We start from the raw sequence: 15474 nt of genomic DNA, 5'->3' as shown, positions 1-15474 counted from the left end.
GCGGGCTTCATCCCTGGCCGGGTTCCGGGCGGGGTGCGGGCAGGTCGGGGTGGAGGCGGGCGAGCAGGCGGTCCCGCTCGCGGGTGAAGACGGGGTCCTCCTGGTAGTCGGAGTGGCCGAGGATCGGTGCGGGCAGCGGGTGTTCGGGGGTGCGGCCGTAGACGCGCGGGTCCGGCAGCGGCTCGTGGTCGACCTCGGGGCCGTGCCCGGCGGGCAGCCGTACCGGTCCGCCGATGGGGTCGGTGCGGCGGTGGAGGTTGCGCCAGCAGCCGATGTCGTGGTGCAGGGCGGCCAGCGCGGCAGGTCCGAAGTGGGCGGGGAACCAGCGCCCGTAGAGCCGCTCCAGCGGTGAGCCGTAGGTGAGCAGGGCGACGCGTTCGCGGACGGCGAGCGTGAGCTGCCAGGCCGCTGCGGCGGCCAGGACGCTGCCCTGCGAGTGGCCGGAGAGGACCAGACGGCCGCCGGTGCGCTCGGTCCAGGTCGCCGTGCGCCAGGTCAGGTCGGGCACGGCGCGCTCGGCGTAGCAGGGGGGCGCGAACGGGTGGGCGGCGCGCGGCCAGAAGGTGCCCACGTCCCACAGGATGCCTATGGTCCGGCGGGCCGAGGCGTCCTTGTAGGCGCGGCGTCCCCAGGCGACGAAGAGCAGGAAGCCGACGCCGATCAGCCAGGAGCCGAGTGCCTGGCAGGTCTCGGCGGCGATCCGGACGGTGTCGCCCGCGTTCCGTGCGGCCTGGGCGGGCGCGAGCCCGGTGGCGAGGGCGCCTACGACGGACCCCAGGCCGGCGACCAGGGTGGCGGCGGAGCCCACGGCGACGACCAGCGGGGCGCGGTCGGTGAGGGTGGCCATGGCGCGGACGCGGGCGATGTGCCGGGTGCGGGCGGGGTCCTCGGGCTCGCCGGGGTGCTCGGCGCGCACCCGGCGGCGCTCGGCGCGCGCGAGGCGGGCGGTACGCCGGGCCAGGACGGCGATGAGGACGAGGAGCACGGCGAGCACGGGCGGGATCGCGGACGCCTGCCAGGTGAGGGTGACGGGCGGCCCGGTGAGCGAGGCGCGGGTGCCGTCCAGCCAGTCGGCGACCCGCTGGGCGACCCCGCCGGAGGCGACCCCGCCGAGCGCGCAGGCCAGCAGGGCGACGGCCGGGCCGCCGAGGCCGCGCATCGCCGCGCGCGGGTCGGGCAGGCGGCGGTGCAGGCCGGCGGCGACGACGGCGAGGGCGACGACGAGGACGCCCTGCGCCAGCATGAGCGCGCCGAACGCCGGGTCGCCGGGCAGCCGTCCGCCGGAGTGCCAGCCCGGCCGGGACCAGCCCGCGTAGGCGACGGCGAGCAGCAGCAGGGCGACGGCGCCGAGGGGCAGGGCGCGCAGCAGGTGGCGGTCGAGCGTCTGGTCGAGCCGGCGTTCGCTGCGTCCGCGGCTGCACACCACCACGACGACGGCGCCGGCCCAGACGAGGATGCCGGAGCCGAGCAGGACGCCGAGGACGTGGAGGAGCGCGGAGCCGCCGGGGCGGTGGTCGAAGCGTGCGGTGGGCAGGGTGACGGCGGCGGCGACGGTGAGCAGGCCCGCGGCGGTGTGCGCCGCGCGGAGGCGGGCGCCGAGCCGGCGTCCGTACCAGAAGCCGGGGCGGGCCAGCGCGCTCTCGTCGGCGCCCGGTTCGGCGGTGGCGGCCAGCGGGCGGTGGGACTCGTAGGCGCTCCAGGTGCGGTGGGAGAGGTACCAGAGCAGCGCGGTGAGCAGGGTGGGGGCCAGGGCGGCGAGGGCGAGGCGGCGGCCGGGCCGGCTCCACCAGCCGTCGTCGGAGAGGGTGGGCGAGAGGAAGGCCAGCCAGGAGTGGCGGCCTGCGCAGGCGGGGGCCCCGGCGCACTGCCAGGCCACCAGGTCCAGCGCGACCTCGCAGGCGGCCGCGACCAGGAGCACCGTCAGGGTGAGCGCGGCCAGCCGGACGAGGAGGCCGTAGAGGCGGACCGGACGGCCGGGGCGCTCGGCGGCGGGGCGCATCCAGTGGGCGAGGTTGACCACCATGAACGGGAGCAGCAACAGCCACAGGGCGCGGGTGCCGTTGCCTGAGGTGAGGTTGCACCAGACGTACGCCTCGCGCACCGGGCCCCGGCCCGGGGGTTCGTCCAGCGTGGGAGGGGCGTCCCCGCCGGCGTCCGGGACGTCCTCGGCGCGGCGGAAGACGGCGGCGGTGTCGTCGCCGGTGACGCGGACCGTGCGCGGGTCGCCGAGCATCTCCTCCGGTGTGGTGCCGCCGACACCGTGCACGAGCAGTTCCAAGCCGCGTTCCGCCGTCGCGGCCGCCGGGACCGGAATGTCCGGCCGGGGTTCGGTGATGCGTTCTGGCGAATGTTCCACTTGTGGTCCGCACCCCCGTGTCACCTGAGGAGACTTAAGCCCGTGCGGGCTTCAGGTTCTCCGTTTCCCTTGTGACGTACACCCGCTGGAACCGCTTGTCACGGAATCTCCCCGATCCGGGTGACGACGGCCGCCATGGTGTCCGCACACATGTGCGCGCACCCTATGTGTGCGTGGTGACAGCCAGTGGCGCGGCCCATGGCGGCCCGTGACAAGATGAGAGGCCAGCGCATGTGGTGGGCCTGTGGAACGGCCGGGTCATCACCGCAGGTGCCAGGCGGCTCGGACAGGTGTGGCGAAAGGACCGGAGCGTACGTGAGCGAGAATCAGAACCTCCTCGCGGAGCAGCGCCGCGCCCTGATCGTGGACGAGGTCCGGCGCCGGGGCGGTGTCCGGGTCAATGAACTGACCCGCCAGCTCGGCGTTTCGGACATGACCGTGCGCCGCGATCTGGACGCGCTGGCCCGCCAGGGCGTGCTGGAGAAGGTGCACGGCGGCGCGGTCCCGGTGGTCGAGGCGAGCACGCACGAGCCGGGTTTCGAGGCCAAGTCGGGCCTGGAGCCGACGGCCAAGGAGGACATCGCGCGGGCGGCGGCGCGGCTGGTGGCTCCGGGCTCGGCGATCGCGCTGTCCGGCGGCACGACCACCTTCACACTGGCCCGGCAGTTGCTGGAGGTCCCCGATCTGACCGTGGTGACGAACTCGGTGCGGGTCGCGGACGTCTTCCACACCGCGCAGCGCACCTCGGGCCGGCGTCAGGGCGCGGCCACGGTGGTGCTGACCGGTGGGGTGCGCACCCCGTCCGACTCGCTGGTGGGTCCGGTGGCGGACCGGGCCATCGCCGCGCTCCACTTCGACCTGCTGTTCCTCGGGGTGCACGGGATATCGGCGGAGGCGGGGCTGTCCACGCCGAACCTGGCGGAGGCGGAGACCAACCGGCAGCTCGTGCGCTCGGCCCGCCGGGTCGTGGTGGTCGCCGACCACACCAAGTGGGGCACCGTGGGCCTCAGTTCGTTCGCCGCGCTGGACGAGGTGGACACGCTCGTCACGGACGGAGGGCTGCCCGCCGAGGCCCGCGAGGAGATCTCCGAGCGGCTGCGGCACCTGGTGGTGGCGGGCGAACCGGACGACGACGAGGAGCCCGAGGCCCCCGAAGAGGACTGAGGGTACGCCGGGAAGGACCTCAGTCCGGCCACACACCCGTGGCCAGCAGGGTCTCGATCGCGGCCGTGTACGGCCCGATGTCGAGGCTCTGCTCCTCCAGCCAGCTGTCCGAGTAGTACTTGTCGAGATAGCGGTCGCCGGGGTCGCACAGCAGGGTGACCACGCTGCCGTTGCGTCCCTCGGCCACCATCTCGGAGACGATCTTCAGCGCGCTCCACAGACCGGTGCCGGTCGAGCCGCCCGCCTTGCGGCCGAGTGCCCGCTCCAGCGCGCGTACGGCGGCCACGCTGGCGGCGTCCGGGACCTTCATCATGCGGTCGATCGCGCCGGGCACGAAGCTGGGCTCCATGCGGGGCCGTCCGATGCCCTCGATCCGGGAGCCGCAGTCGCAGGTGACATCGGGATCACCGGTCGTCCAGCCCTCGAAGAAACAGGAGTTCTCGGGGTCCGCCACACAGACACGGGTGTCGTGCTGGAGGTAGTGCACATAGCGCGCGAGGGTGGCGGAGGTGCCTCCGGTGCCGGCCGTGGCTACGATCCAGGCGGGCACCGGGAACCGCTCCAGCGCGAGCTGGCGGAAGATGGACTCGGCGATGTTGTTGTTGCCGCGCCAGTCGGTGGCGCGCTCGGCGTAGGTGAACTGGTCCATGAAGTGGCCGCCGGTCTCCGCCGCGAGCCGCGCGGACTCCGCGTACATGGTGCGGGGGTCGTCCACGAAGTGGCAGCGGCCGCCGTGGAACTCGATCAGGCGGCACTTCTCGGCGCTCGTGGTGCGCGGCATCACGGCGATGAACGGCACGCCGATCAGGGACGCGAAGTACGCCTCGGAGACGGCGGTCGAGCCGCTGGACGCCTCGATCACCGGGCGGCCGGGGCGGACCCAGCCGTTGCACAGGCCGTAGAGGAAGAGGGAGCGGGCGAGGCGGTGCTTGAGGCTGCCGGTCGGGTGGGTCGACTCGTCCTTGAGGTACAGGTCGATGCCCCATTCCTCGGGCAGGGGGAAGCGCAGCAGATGCGTGTCGGCCGAGCGGTTGGCGTCGGCCTGGACCTTGCGTACGGCCTCTTTCAGCCAGTCCCGGTAGGCCGCGTCACTGCGGTCGACATCGAGGGTGGCGCCGGTCCGGGCCGGTGGGGTGGTGCTCACGGCGGGGCTCCTTACGCTGGGCGCCGACGACGCCCAGCGCGGTCGGCAGCCCGATCATAGGCACCAGTCGCACCGCTTCTCACCTGCATCAACGCTTCTTTGAGCCACCCAAAGGCAGCCTGGGGCACATCCGTGCGAGGGGGCGCGGGGGCGCATTGGCGCGAGTACCGCGGCGCCACGTGCGCCCCGTCCGCGCGCACTGGTGCTCCCGTCCGCGCCGGGGCAGACTGCACCGCGTGGACCGGCCGCCGCACCGGGGGGCCGGTGGGCCGGGACGCGTGAGGGGCGGTGCAGGGATGGCGGAGCCGGAGTTCACGGCGAGGGGCGTGCGCATCGGCAAGGGAATGCGCTCGCTGACGCGGGCCGGGCGGGTCCGGATCAGCGACGGCAGGCTGGAGCTGCTCACCAGCGAGGGCAGCGAGATCGACAGCGCGCCGGTGCGGACCGTACGGGCCTCCAAGCCGTGGTTCGCCACGGACGACCGGGCACAGGCCGATGTGAACGGCCACCGCTACCAGCTCACGCTCACCGAACGTGACTCCGCTCCGGGTGAGCCGGGCCCGCCTGCCGGGCGGCGGTTCATCGAAGCGGTGCGCCGGGCCGCCGGGCGGGGTGGCTGACCTGCGGGCCACCGTGGCGAGTTGCGGGAGGGCGGGCACTGCGGCACGCTGATCTCACGTCACTCTGGGTTTACCGGAGGTAACGCTGCGGACCAGCCCCGTCGGCCTGAACGGCAGGCGGCCACAGGGACGCCGACGTCCTCCCGGATTTCCGTTGTTCTCCGTGTTCCTCCGGTTCGTCCGGACCTCACATCGGGGAGTCGCAGCCGTGATCAGTTACCCGAACAGGCACTGCACGGTGGAGCTCCAAGCCCTGCCGTCGCGGATCGGCCAGGTCCGCAGAATCGTATCTGCGCAACTGCGCTACTGGCATCTGGACCCGTTGATAGACCGGGCCGCGCTCGGTGTGACCGAGCTGCTGAGCAACGTCCACCGACATGCCCGGCCCGACAAGTCGTGCACCGTGGAGCTGGAGTTCCGGTCCGACCGGCTCACCGTCTCGGTCCGCGACCGCGATCCACGTCTTCCCCTGGTGGCCGACGCCACCGAGGGCGCGGACGGAACCCCGCTGGCCACATGCGGACGGGGCCTGGTCATGGTGGCCGCCGTCAGCGAGAGCTGGGGGGCCAGGCCGGACGGCGAGGACGGCAAGGTCGTGTGGTTCGCGCTGTCCGCGACCGCCGCCCCGGCCCCGCTCCCCCCGGCGCCGAAGCCGGTCCGTACGACGGAACAGCGCCCCGCACCCCCTCCTCTCACCGTCCAGCCACCGGCGCGCGCGCCCGAGCCGGTCGTGGTCCACGCACCGGCGCCCGAGCCCGCGGTGGCCCATGGTCCGGCCCGGACTCCCGAGCCCGCCGTGGCCCACTCCCCGGCCGGCGCACCGGCCCCGGAACCCGCCCTGACCCACGCGGCACCCGCACCCGTGGCCCCGGAGCCCGCCGTGGCGCACGCCGCGCCCGAGCCGGCGGTGGTGGCGGCTGCCGCTCCCGCACCGTCGGCCGTACCCGGCTGACGAGCGGCACGACGTGTCCGGTACCGCGCCCAGGCGTGATACCGGGCAGTGCCGCACTACACCTCGAAGAACCGCCCCGCCGCCAACTGCAGATACGACGCCACCGGCCCTTGCAGCGAACGAAGTTCGGACTGCGAGCCGACCAACTCCACCCGGTCGAACTCGGGATTCGCGCCCGACGCGGTATCGGCGCTCGCCGATTCCGCGTGCCGCTCGCGCAGTTCGCGCGCGGGGCGCGGCGGGGCGGTGAAGAGAAGACCCACACCGCCTCGGGAGTCACGGACCACCGGTCCCGGTACGAGGTCGTCGGCGGGGGTGTCGGAGCCGGTCTCCTCGGCCAGTTCACGGGCCGCGTGCCGCCGTAGCACGTCGAGATCCAACGCGGCTCCCTCGACCGGGGGTTCGAGGGTTCCACCGGGTGGCTGCCAGCGGCCGGGAGCCGAGGTGGTGGGCGACATCCTGCCCACCAGCAGGCGCCCGTCGCCGTCGGGTTGGAGCACCGCCACGAACAGCCCTGACACGGCGGGCGCGTCCGGGATCCCCCGGAGGTAGCGACAGCGGTACGTCAGCCGCGTCCAGGACACCGACAGGCCACCGGCGTCGTCGCGTCCGAGTCCGGTGAGCGCGGCGACCGGGCCGTCGAACAGAGCCGGGTTGGCGCGTACGGCCGCCGCCCAGCGCCGGTCCATCGCCGTCCGCTGCCCGGTGGTGAGGGCGGGCGGGGGCGTCTCCTCGAAGCGGAGGCGGGGGACGTCCCACAGCTCGGCCGGGGCGGACGTCACCGCAGGGCCGCGAGCGGGTCGTCGAGGACCGGCTGCCAGGCGAGTTCGGCCGCGCCGACCAGGCTGTCGTGGTCCAGGGTGCAGGGCAGGATCGGGACGCTCCCGCTCTGGCCCCAAAGGCTGCGCTCGGCGACGACGGCCCGCAGGCGCTCGGGGTCGGCGGCGAGCAGACCCCGGTGCAGTCCGCCCAGGATGATGCGGTCGGGGTTGAGGATGTTGACCAGCCCGGCCAGCCCCAGACCGAGCCGGTCGATCAGGGTCTCGGCGGCGGCGCGTACGGCGGGCTCGGCGTACCGGGTGCGCAGCAGGGTGTCGGCTTGGTCGAGGAGGGACACCTCGGGGCCGGGTTCGAGCCCCGCCTCCATGAGGAGGGCCAGCGGGTCGGCCTCGACGTCCAGACAGCCCCGGCTGCCGCAGTGGCAGACGCGGCCCTCGGGGTTGACGGTGAGGTGGCCGACCTCCAGGGCGAGTCCCGAACTGCCGGTGTGCAGGCGGCCGTCGAGCACCAGCGCGCCGCCGACGCCCCGGTGGCCGGTGGCCACGCACAGCAGGTGCCGGGCGCCCCGGCCCGCGCCGTGCCGGTGTTCGGCGAGGGCGGCGAGGTTGATGTCGTTGCCCGCGAAGGCGGGGCCGGTGATCCCGGCGGCCTCGACGAGGCCGGTGAAGATGCGGCGGACCGGTTCGCCGGCGGGCCAGGCCAGGTGCAGCGGGTTGAGGGCGAGTCCCTCGGGTTCGGCGACGGCGGAGGGCACGGCGAGCCCGGCGCCCACGCAGCGGCGGCCCGTGGCCCGCAGCAGGTCGGCGCCCGCCTCGACCACCGCGCCCAGCACCTTGGCCGGGTCGGCGTCGACGGTCTCGCAGCCGGGCGTGGTCGCCACGATCCGCCCGCCGAGCCCGACCAGGGCGGCCCGGAAGCCGTCCGTGTGGATCTGCGCGGCCAGCGCCACGGGGCCGTTCTCGGCGACCTCCAGGCGGTGCGAGGGGCGCCCCTGGGAACCGGCGGGGGCGCTGGGGCGGGCGTCGACCCGGATGAGGCCGAGCGCCTCCAGTTCGGCGGCGACGGCACCGGCGGTGGCGCGGGTGACGCCGAGTTCGGCGGTGAGTACGGCACGGGTGGGGGCGCGCCCGGTGTGCACCAGCTCCAGCGCGGGGCCGAGGGCACCGCGCCCCCGGTCCAGCCGCGCCCGTGAGATGGGTCCTGCCCCCGGCTTCCGGGGGTCCGCCATGCCGCTCATGGGGGCGAGTCTCGCATGATCCGCCCCGGTCGTGGCCTGTCCCGTGACCGATTTGACATGCTCAGCGGGCGGGGGCCGTCAGACCGCTCACCCGTAGGGTGATGTTGAGCCGTCCGGTCAGGCCCAGCTCGGGCGGTGCGGTGCCGGGGAGCACGCGCGGGACGCCGTGGAAGGCGAGGCGGGAGGGGCCGCCGAAGACGAAGAGGTCGCCGCTGCGCAGCTCCACGTCCGTGTAGGGACGGGTGCGGGTCTCGGTGTTGCCGAAGCGGAACACGCAGGTGTCGCCCAGGCTCAGGGAGACCACCGGGGCGTCGGAGCGTTCGTCGCCGTCGCGGTGCATGCCCATGCGGGCGTCGCCGTCGTAGAAGTTGATCAGGGCGATGTCGTAGGGGTCGCCGGGGACCGCCGCCGGGCCGAGGGCGTCGGCGACCGCGCGCCGGGCCAGCTCGTCCAGCCAGGCCGGGAAGGGCTTCACGGGCGTGTCGTCACCGTCGACGACGGTGCGGGCGTAGGCGTACGGGTACCAGTGCCAGCCGAGGCAGACCTGCCGGGCGGTCATGGTGCCGCCGCCGGGGGTGCGGACGGTACGCAGTCCGGCCGGCGGGCGGGCCCACTCCCGGCATGCGGTGAGCAGCGCGCGCTGCCGCTCCGTGTCCAGCCAGTGCGGGACGTGCACGGCGCCCGGAGCGGCTTCGGCCCGCTCCCGCGGGAAGAGTTCCACGTCCATGCGCCCCATCCTGCCCCAGGGGCGGCCGACGGGTCCTGATCTGGGGCTCGGCTAGCCTGGGGGGCGATGAACGACCGCATGACGACTCCGTGGGGCGAGACCGAACTGTCCCGTTTCCCCGACGATCCTCGCGACCGGCTGCGTGCCTGGGACGCCTCCGACGCGTATCTGCTGCGGCATCTTGCCGAGGAAGGGGTGGATCTGTCGGGCGAGGTCGTGGTGCTCGGCGACCGCTGGGGCTCGCTGGCGACGGCCCTCGCCGCGCACCGGCCGACGCAGATCACCGACTCCTTCCTGAGCCAGGAGGCCACGCGGGCGAACCTCGCGCGGGCCGGCGTCGGTCCCGGCGCCGTCCGGCTGCTGACCACGCAGGACCCGGTGCCGGAGCGGGTGGACGTGCTGCTCGTGCGCGTGCCCAAGAGCCTGGCGCTGCTGGAGGACCAGTTGCTGCGGCTGGCGCCCGCCCTGCACGCGGGGACGGTGGTGATCGGCACCGGCATGGTGAAGGAGATCCACACCTCCACGCTCAAGCTGTTCGAGCGGATCCTCGGGCCGACCCGCACCTCGCTGGCGCAGCAGAAGGCACGGCTGATCTTCTGCACGCCGGACCCCGCGCTCGCCCGGCCGAAGAATCCCTGGCCGTACGGGTACACCCTGCCGGACGGGGTCGGGGTGGCGTCGGGGCGGCCGGTGGTCAACCACGCGGGCGTCTTCTGCGCCGACCGGCTGGACATCGGCACCCGGTTCTTCCTCCAGCACCTGCCGGAGGGCCCGCGCGGGCGCCGGGTGGTGGACCTCGGCTGCGGCAACGGTGTGGTGGGCACGGCGGTGGCGCTGGCCGACCCGGAGGCCGAGGTGCTGTTCGTGGACGAGTCGTTCCAGGCCGTCGCCTCGGCGGAGGCCACGTACAAGGCGAACGGGGTGCCGGGGCACGCGGAGTTCCGGGTCGGGGACGGGCTGGCCGGAGTGGCGCCCGGCAGCGTGGACCTGGTGCTGAACAACCCGCCCTTCCACTCGCACCAGGCGACGAGCGACGCGACGTCGTGGCGGATGTTCACCGGCGCCGAGCAGGCTCTCAGGCCGGGCGGCGAGCTGTGGGTGATCGGCAACCGCCACCTGGGCTACCACGTGAAGCTGAAGCGGCTGTTCGGGAACTGCGAACTGGTGGCGAGCGAACCGAAGTTCGTGGTGCTGAAGGCGGTCAAGAAGGGCTGACGCCCGCACGCCCGAGTACGCGGACGATCCGGGCCACCTCGTCGGCCATGGCCGTCCGGCCGTCGGCGAGGTAGGTGCGGGGGTCGACGGTCTCGGGCTGCCGGCCGAGGTGGGCGCGGACGGCTCGGGTGAGGGCCGTGTTGAGCGCGGTGCCGACGTTGACCTTGCCGATGCCGCCCTCGACCGCCCTGACCAGCTCGTCGTCCGGCACGCCCGAGGAACCGTGCAGCACCAGGGGTACGGCCAGTCCGGCGGAGAGCCGCTTGAGCAGGGCGTGGTCCAGGCTTGCGGTGCGGGTGGTCATGGCATGGGCGCTGCCTACGGCGACGGCGAGCGCGTCGACGCCGGTCCGCGCGACGAAGTCCCTCGCCTGGGCGGGGTCGGTACGGGCGCCGGGGGCGTGGGCGTCCAGCGGGGGCCTGCCGCCCTTGCCGCCTATCTGGCCCAACTCCGCCTCGATCCACAGCCCTTGGGCGTGCGCCCAGTCGGCGGCCGCCTGGGTGGCGGTGAGGTTCTCGGCGTAGGGCAGGCGGGCGGCGTCGTACATCACCGAGCTGAAGCCTGCGTCGGGGGCCTGGCGCAGGAGGGCGTCGCTCTGGACGTGGTCGAGGTGCAACGCCACGGGTACGGCTGCCTGTTCGGCGGCGGAGACGGCCGCGCGAGCGAGGGGCCGGAGGTGACCGCATCTGAACTTGACCGCGTTCTCGCTCACTTGGAGGACGACGGGCGCTCCGGCCGCCTCGGCTCCGGCGACGACGGCCTCGACGTGTTCGAGGGTGATGATGTTGAACGCGGCCACGGCGGTGCGGAGTCGGGCGGCTCGGGTGATCAGTTCACCGGTGGTGGTGAGGGGCACGGCGGCTTGTCCCTTCCGCGTCAGGGGGTGAGGATCACCGAGCGGGTGAGGTGGCGGGGCCGGTCGGGGTCGAGTCCACGGGCTGCGGCCACGGCGACGGCAAGGCGCTGGACGCGGACCAGTTCGGCGAGCGGGTCGAGGCCGCCCTCGATCCACGACGCGCCGGTGGCGCGCACCTGTTCGGCGAGCCTTTCGGGGGCCGTGCCCAACATCCAGGTGGCGGTGTCCCCGGTGCTGATGCTGATCGGGCCGTGCCGGTATTCCATCGCCGGGTACGCCTCGGTCCAGGACAGGGACGCCTCGCGCATCTTCAGCGCCGCCTCGTTCGCCAGTCCTACGGTCCAGCCTCGGCCGAGGAAGGTGAACTCCCGTCGCTCCACGAGCCCTTCGGGCAGCGGAGTGGTGAGGGCCGCGCGGGCGTCGGTGACGGCGGCCGGGGTGTGCAGCCCCAGGTGGGCGCGGAGCAGGGTGAGGGCGGTGGTGGCGAACCGGGTCTGGACGACGGAGCGTTCGTCGGCGTGGTCGAGGACCACGAGATCGTCGGCGGCATCCCTGACGGGCGTCCCGGGGTCGGCGGTGATCGCGGTGGTCCGTGCCGTGCCCTTCAACCGGGCCAGCAGGTCGAGCACTTCGGTGGTGGTGCCGGAGCGGGTGAGGGCGACGACCCGGTCGTAGGACCGGCCGCGCGGGAACTCCGAAGCCGCGAAGGCGTCCGTCTCCCCCTGTCCCGCGTCCTCGCGCAGCGCGGCCACGGCCTGCGCCATGAAGTACGAGGTCCCGCAGCCGACGACCGCGACCCGCTCCCCCGGCACCGGCAGGGCCGCGCGATGCGGGCCCGCCTCCTTTACCGCCCGCTCCCAGCACTCGGGCTGGCTTCTCAGCTCGTCCTCGACATGGCTCATGCCACACCCTCCCCTGGCTGATCGTTCATGCAAGATACTGCCGACTTTCGAGCACTATCAAGCATCTGGACGCGAATCGTAGTGCGTTAGGGTCGCCGGGAGATCACAGGAACGGAGACGCCGGATGGCGCGGGACACCCGTTGGCAGGCACTGCTCGAACTCCTCGCACAGCGGGGCCGGCTGGAGGTGGAGGAGGCGGCTGCGGAGCTGGCGGTGTCGGCGGCGACCATCCGCCGCGATCTCGACGGGCTCGCCGAGCAGCGGATGCTGGTGCGCACCCGGGGCGGCGCGGTGGCGCACGGGGTGTCGTACGAACTGCCGCTGCGCTACAAGACGGCCCGGCACGCCTCCGAGAAGCAGCGGATCGCGGCGGCGGTCGCCGATCTGGTGGCGCCGGGCGAGGCGGTGGGACTGACCGGTGGCACCACGACCACGGAGGTGGCCCGCGCGCTGGCCGTCCGTGCCGACCTGGCCGCCGGCTCCCCCGCGCTGACCGTGGTCACCAACGCGCTCAACATCGCGGGCGAGCTCGCCGTGCGGCCCCAGTTCAAGATCGTGGTGACCGGCGGGGTCGCGCGCCCGCAGTCGTTCGAGCTGGTCGGCCCGCTCGCGGACGGTGTGCTCGGCGCGGTCACGCTGGACGTGGCGGTGCTCGGGGTGGGCGCCTTCGACCCGGTGCACGGAGCGGCGGCGCACGACGAGTCGGAGGCGGCAGTCAACCGGCTCCTGTGCGAGCGCGCGGAGCGCGTGGTGGTCGCGGCCGACTCCAGCAAGCTGGAGCGGCGGGCGTTCGCCCGGATCTGCGGCCCGGAACCGGTGGACACGCTGGTGACGGACGGCGCGGTACCGCCTGAGACGGTCCGCCGGTTCGAGGAGGCGGGCGTCCGGGTGCTCACCGTCTGAGCCCGCCCCGGTCAGGCGGCGGGCAGGCCCACGCTTTCGCCGAGCCGGACGGCGGCGTGCCGGAAGAAGCGCTCACGGTCCTCCACCACCCGCGTGAACTGCCCGAACACCTCGAACCCGACCAGCCCGAACAGCTCGGCCCAGGCCGCGACCATGGCGGGCGCGGCCTCGGGCGGCAGTCCGGGGGCGAGGTCGGCCGCCATCCGCTCGGCTTCGGGGCGCAGTTCGGCGGAGAGTGACAACCCGGTGAGGCCGGGACCCTCGTGGACGTCGCGGACGACCCCGATGAGCAGCAGTGCCACGCGCGCGGCGGACGGGATGGTGGTGGCGGGCGCGGCGTAGCCCGGTACGGGTGAGCCGTAGATGAGCGCGTACTCGTGCGGGTGGGCGAGCGCCCAGACACGCACCGCTTCGCACACGGCCGTCCAGCGGCGCGTGAAGTCCGCCTCGGGGACGTCCTGGTGGGCCCTCTCGGCCGCCTCGCCGAGGGAGTCGTAGGCGTCGATGATCAGCGCGGTCAGCAGGTCGTCGCGGCTCGGGAAATACCGGTACAGCGCGGACGACACCATGCCCAGCTCGCGGGCGACGGCGCGCAGCGAGAGCTTGGCGGCACCCTCGGCGGCGAGCTGCCTGCGGGCCTCGTCCTTGATGGCCGCGGTGACCTCGGTCCTGGCCCGCGCGCGGGCGCCCTCTGCGGTGCTCATGCGGGCCAGTGTGCCATGCATCGGAGCAGTGCACACAAAGCAGAGCACTGCTCTTGCGCGAGAGCACCGATCTCGGCACACTGGAACCCGAAGCGAGAGCACCGCTCTCCCGGATCACTGGGGGTCGTCATGTCGTCGTCCGCGCCGTATTACCTGAAGGCGGGCCCGCTGGGCACGTGGTTCAACGGGCTCGTCGGCAAGCTCGCGCGCCTCGGGGTCAGCCTCGCGGGCAGCGCGGAGCTGTCGGTACGCGGCCGCAAGAGCGGCGAGATGCAGCGCATCCCGGTCAACCCGCACACCTATGAGGGCGCGCAGTACCTGGTCTCGGCGCGCGGCCACTCCCAGTGGGTGCGCAACATGCGGGCGGCGAACGGCGGCGAGCTGCGGGTCGGCCGCAGGGTGCGCGCGTTCACCGCGGTGGAGCTTCCCGACGACGAGAAGCTCCCGGTCCTGCGGACCTACCTGGAGCGCTGGGGCTGGCAGGTCGACAAGTTCTTCGCCGGGGTGACCGCGAGTTCCTCCGACACGGAGATCCTCGCGGCCGCCTCCGACCACCCGGTGTTCCGGATCACCGTCGCGGACCGACGGTGATCACCGTCATGGACTGACGGTGTCCCCCTGCTCGGGCTGCTCCGGCTGCTCCGCCTGGACCTCCGGCGCGGTACGCCCCCGGTCCAGCGCGGCCAGCGTGCGCTGGGCGAGCGGCCGGGACCTGACCATCTCGCCGAGCGTCGTCGCGCCGGTGGTGATGTCCCGGAACGCCTTCCACGCGGGCCGGAATCCGGTGATCCCGGCGTGGAAGACACCGGGGCGGCGCTCGAAGGCGGCCAGCAGCCGCTTGCCGACGCTCATCTCCACCCCGAGCCCCGCCTTGATGGCGAAGGCGTAGTTCAGGGCCTGCCTGCGGGTGTCGACGGCGTCGTGGGCCTCGGCGATCCGCACCGCCCACTCCCCCGCGAGGCGCCCGGAGCGCAGCGCGAAGGAGATGCCCTCACGGGTCCACGGCTCCAGCAGTCCGGCCGCGTCGCCGCAGACCAGCACCCGGCCGCGGGAGAGCGGGGAGTCCTCGGCGCGGCAGCGGGTCAAGTGCCCCGACGAGATGCTCGGTTCGAAGCCGGCGAGGCCCAGCCGGGCGATGAAGTCCTCCAGGTACCGCTTGGTGGCGGCGCCTTCACCGCGCGCGGAGATGACCCCGACCGTGAGTGTGTCGCCCTTGGGGAAGACCCAGCCGTAACTGCCCGGCAGCGGGCCCCAGTCGATGAGGACGCGTCCCTTCCAGTCCTCGGCGACGGTGTCCGGCACCGGGATCTCGGCCTCGAGACCGAGGTCGACCTGGTCCAGCTTGACCCCGACATGGGCCCCTATGCGGCTGGCGCTGCCGTCGGCGCCGACGACCGCGTGGGCCAGTACCGTCTCGCCGCCCTGGAGGACCACGGCGACGGTGCGCCGGTCGGGGACCGCCGAGCCGTGCTGCTCCACGCGCTGCACGGTCACGCCGGTGCGCAGCTCGGCGCCCGCCTTCTGCGCGTGCTCCACCAGCCGCTGGTCGAACTCGGGCCGGTTGATCAGCCCGAACAGCATCTGCCGGGAGCGCCGGGTCCGGTTGAATCGGCCGTTGTGGGAGAAGGTCACCGCGTGTACCCGGTCCCGGAAGGGGAGTTCGAAGCCGGGCGGGAGCGCGTCGCGGGAGGGGCCGATGATGCCGCCGCCGCACGTCTTGTAGCGCGGCAGTTCCGCCTTCTCCAGCATCAGCACCCGGCGGCCCGCGACGGCCGCCGCATAGGCGGCCGATGCGCCCGCGGGTCCCGCGCCGACCACGACGACGTCCCAGACCCGCCGCTCATCCTCCGCCGAAGTGTTCTCGCCGCTCACGATGGTCTACCGCTCCGATCAAGCCGCTGCCGCTCCCCCGG

General features: G+C 73.9%; 14 protein-coding genes and 1 pseudogene. 6 read left to right on the top strand and 9 right to left on the bottom strand.

Annotated elements, in window-relative coordinates; genetic code table 11:
• Positions 1–7: 7 nt before the first annotated feature.
• Entirely contained in the window at positions 8–2356 is a 2349-nt protein-coding gene (locus HEK131_RS13115) for a hypothetical protein (protein ID WP_432215626.1), read from the bottom strand.
• A gap of 315 nt (positions 2357–2671) precedes the next feature.
• Between HEK131_RS13115 and HEK131_RS13110 the strand changes: the two genes are divergently transcribed.
• Positions 2672–3520: a DeoR/GlpR family DNA-binding transcription regulator gene (locus tag HEK131_RS13110; protein ID WP_161149562.1), complete on the top strand. Its 849-nt coding sequence runs from the start codon at positions 2672–2674 to the stop codon at positions 3518–3520.
• Positions 3521–3539: 19 nt separating this feature from the next.
• On the opposite strand, the gene HEK131_RS13105 is transcribed toward HEK131_RS13110, so the two are convergent.
• On the bottom strand, positions 3540–4664 hold the full coding sequence (locus HEK131_RS13105) for a PLP-dependent cysteine synthase family protein (protein WP_217464073.1): 1125 nt from the start codon (positions 4662–4664) through the stop codon (positions 3540–3542).
• A 296-nt stretch (positions 4665–4960) separates the two neighbouring features.
• Here HEK131_RS13105 and HEK131_RS13100 point away from each other — a divergent pair, with 296 nt between their 5' ends.
• Both HEK131_RS13100 and HEK131_RS30290 read left to right on the top strand, forming a co-directional pair.
• The gene (locus tag HEK131_RS13100; RefSeq protein WP_217464072.1) at positions 4961–5284 is read left to right on the top strand and encodes a hypothetical protein; all 324 of its coding nucleotides are present in this window, start codon (positions 4961–4963) and stop codon (positions 5282–5284) included.
• Positions 5285–5492: 208 nt separating this feature from the next.
• Positions 5493–5933 (top strand): annotated as a pseudogene (locus HEK131_RS30290) (ATP-binding protein); the annotation flags it as partial.
• Between the two features lie 359 nt (positions 5934–6292).
• Here the strand turns inward: HEK131_RS30290 and HEK131_RS13090 are convergent.
• From HEK131_RS13090 to HEK131_RS13080, 3 genes are all read right to left on the bottom strand, one after another.
• Positions 6293–7018: an NUDIX hydrolase gene (locus HEK131_RS13090; RefSeq protein WP_244335145.1), complete on the bottom strand. Its 726-nt coding sequence runs from the start codon at positions 7016–7018 to the stop codon at positions 6293–6295.
• Positions 7015–8253 carry an ROK family protein gene (locus tag HEK131_RS13085; RefSeq protein ID WP_244335143.1) on the bottom strand — a complete coding sequence of 413 codons (1239 nt, stop codon included), beginning with the start codon at positions 8251–8253 and terminating at the stop codon, positions 7015–7017. Before HEK131_RS13085 ends, HEK131_RS13090 begins: the two co-directional genes overlap by 4 nt.
• Positions 8254–8314: 61 nt before the next feature.
• Positions 8315–8980, bottom strand: coding sequence for an alpha-ketoglutarate-dependent dioxygenase AlkB family protein (locus HEK131_RS13080; protein ID WP_244335142.1), 666 nt, complete (start codon positions 8978–8980; stop codon positions 8315–8317).
• 78 nt (positions 8981–9058) lie between these two features.
• Here HEK131_RS13080 and HEK131_RS13075 point away from each other — a divergent pair, with 78 nt between their 5' ends.
• A complete protein-coding gene (locus HEK131_RS13075; protein WP_244452000.1) occupies positions 9059–10195 on the top strand; it encodes a methyltransferase in 1137 nt (378 codons plus the stop codon).
• Here HEK131_RS13075 and HEK131_RS13070 read toward each other — a convergent pair.
• Positions 10182–11051: a class II fructose-bisphosphate aldolase gene (locus HEK131_RS13070; protein WP_244335141.1), complete on the bottom strand. Its 870-nt coding sequence runs from the start codon at positions 11049–11051 to the stop codon at positions 10182–10184. The genes HEK131_RS13075 and HEK131_RS13070 overlap by 14 nt on opposite strands.
• Before the next feature lie 20 nt (positions 11052–11071).
• Positions 11072–11953, bottom strand: a complete 882-nt coding sequence (locus tag HEK131_RS13065) for an SIS domain-containing protein (RefSeq protein WP_244335139.1) — start codon at positions 11951–11953, stop codon at positions 11072–11074.
• A gap of 124 nt (positions 11954–12077) precedes the next feature.
• Here HEK131_RS13065 and HEK131_RS13060 point away from each other — a divergent pair, with 124 nt between their 5' ends.
• On the top strand, positions 12078–12857 hold the full coding sequence (locus tag HEK131_RS13060; RefSeq protein ID WP_244335137.1) for a DeoR/GlpR family DNA-binding transcription regulator: 780 nt from the start codon (positions 12078–12080) through the stop codon (positions 12855–12857).
• Positions 12858–12868: 11 nt separating this feature from the next.
• On the opposite strand, the gene HEK131_RS13055 is transcribed toward HEK131_RS13060, so the two are convergent.
• Positions 12869–13561, bottom strand: coding sequence for a TetR/AcrR family transcriptional regulator (locus HEK131_RS13055; RefSeq protein WP_217464064.1), 693 nt, complete (start codon positions 13559–13561; stop codon positions 12869–12871).
• A gap of 129 nt (positions 13562–13690) precedes the next feature.
• Between HEK131_RS13055 and HEK131_RS13050 the strand changes: the two genes are divergently transcribed.
• A complete protein-coding gene (locus HEK131_RS13050; RefSeq protein ID WP_217464063.1) occupies positions 13691–14152 on the top strand; it encodes a nitroreductase family deazaflavin-dependent oxidoreductase in 462 nt (153 codons plus the stop codon).
• A gap of 6 nt (positions 14153–14158) precedes the next feature.
• Here HEK131_RS13050 and HEK131_RS13045 read toward each other — a convergent pair whose 3' ends face one another.
• Positions 14159–15433 (bottom strand): geranylgeranyl reductase family protein, encoded by a 1275-nt coding sequence (locus HEK131_RS13045; RefSeq protein WP_244335135.1) that lies wholly within the window; start codon positions 15431–15433, stop codon positions 14159–14161.
• Between the last annotated feature and the right edge of the window lie 41 nt (positions 15434–15474).

Origin of the sequence: Streptomyces seoulensis, from assembly GCF_022846655.1 — a bacterium.
In the GTDB taxonomy this organism is placed as follows: domain Bacteria; phylum Actinomycetota; class Actinomycetes; order Streptomycetales; family Streptomycetaceae; genus Streptomyces.
Note: the sequence above shows the minus strand (reverse complement) of the source record. Positions and strands in the feature narration are given on the sequence as shown.

Excerpts from the sequence above, each read along its gene's own strand:
- HEK131_RS13100 (WP_217464072.1), top strand. The coding sequence starts at position 4,961 with ATGGCGGAGCCGGAGTTCACGGCGAGGGGCGTGCGCATCGGCAAGGGA.
- HEK131_RS13085 (WP_244335143.1), bottom strand. The coding sequence starts at position 8,253 with ATGAGCGGCATGGCGGACCCCCGGAAGCCGGGGGCAGGACCCATCTCA.
- HEK131_RS13080 (WP_244335142.1), bottom strand. The coding sequence starts at position 8,980 with ATGGACGTGGAACTCTTCCCGCGGGAGCGGGCCGAAGCCGCTCCGGGC.
- HEK131_RS13075 (WP_244452000.1), top strand. The coding sequence starts at position 9,059 with ATGACGACTCCGTGGGGCGAGACCGAACTGTCCCGTTTCCCCGACGAT.
- HEK131_RS13065 (WP_244335139.1), bottom strand. The coding sequence starts at position 11,953 with ATGAGCCATGTCGAGGACGAGCTGAGAAGCCAGCCCGAGTGCTGGGAG.
- HEK131_RS13060 (WP_244335137.1), top strand. The coding sequence starts at position 12,078 with ATGGCGCGGGACACCCGTTGGCAGGCACTGCTCGAACTCCTCGCACAG.
- HEK131_RS13055 (WP_217464064.1), bottom strand. The coding sequence starts at position 13,561 with ATGAGCACCGCAGAGGGCGCCCGCGCGCGGGCCAGGACCGAGGTCACC.
- HEK131_RS13050 (WP_217464063.1), top strand. The coding sequence starts at position 13,691 with ATGTCGTCGTCCGCGCCGTATTACCTGAAGGCGGGCCCGCTGGGCACG.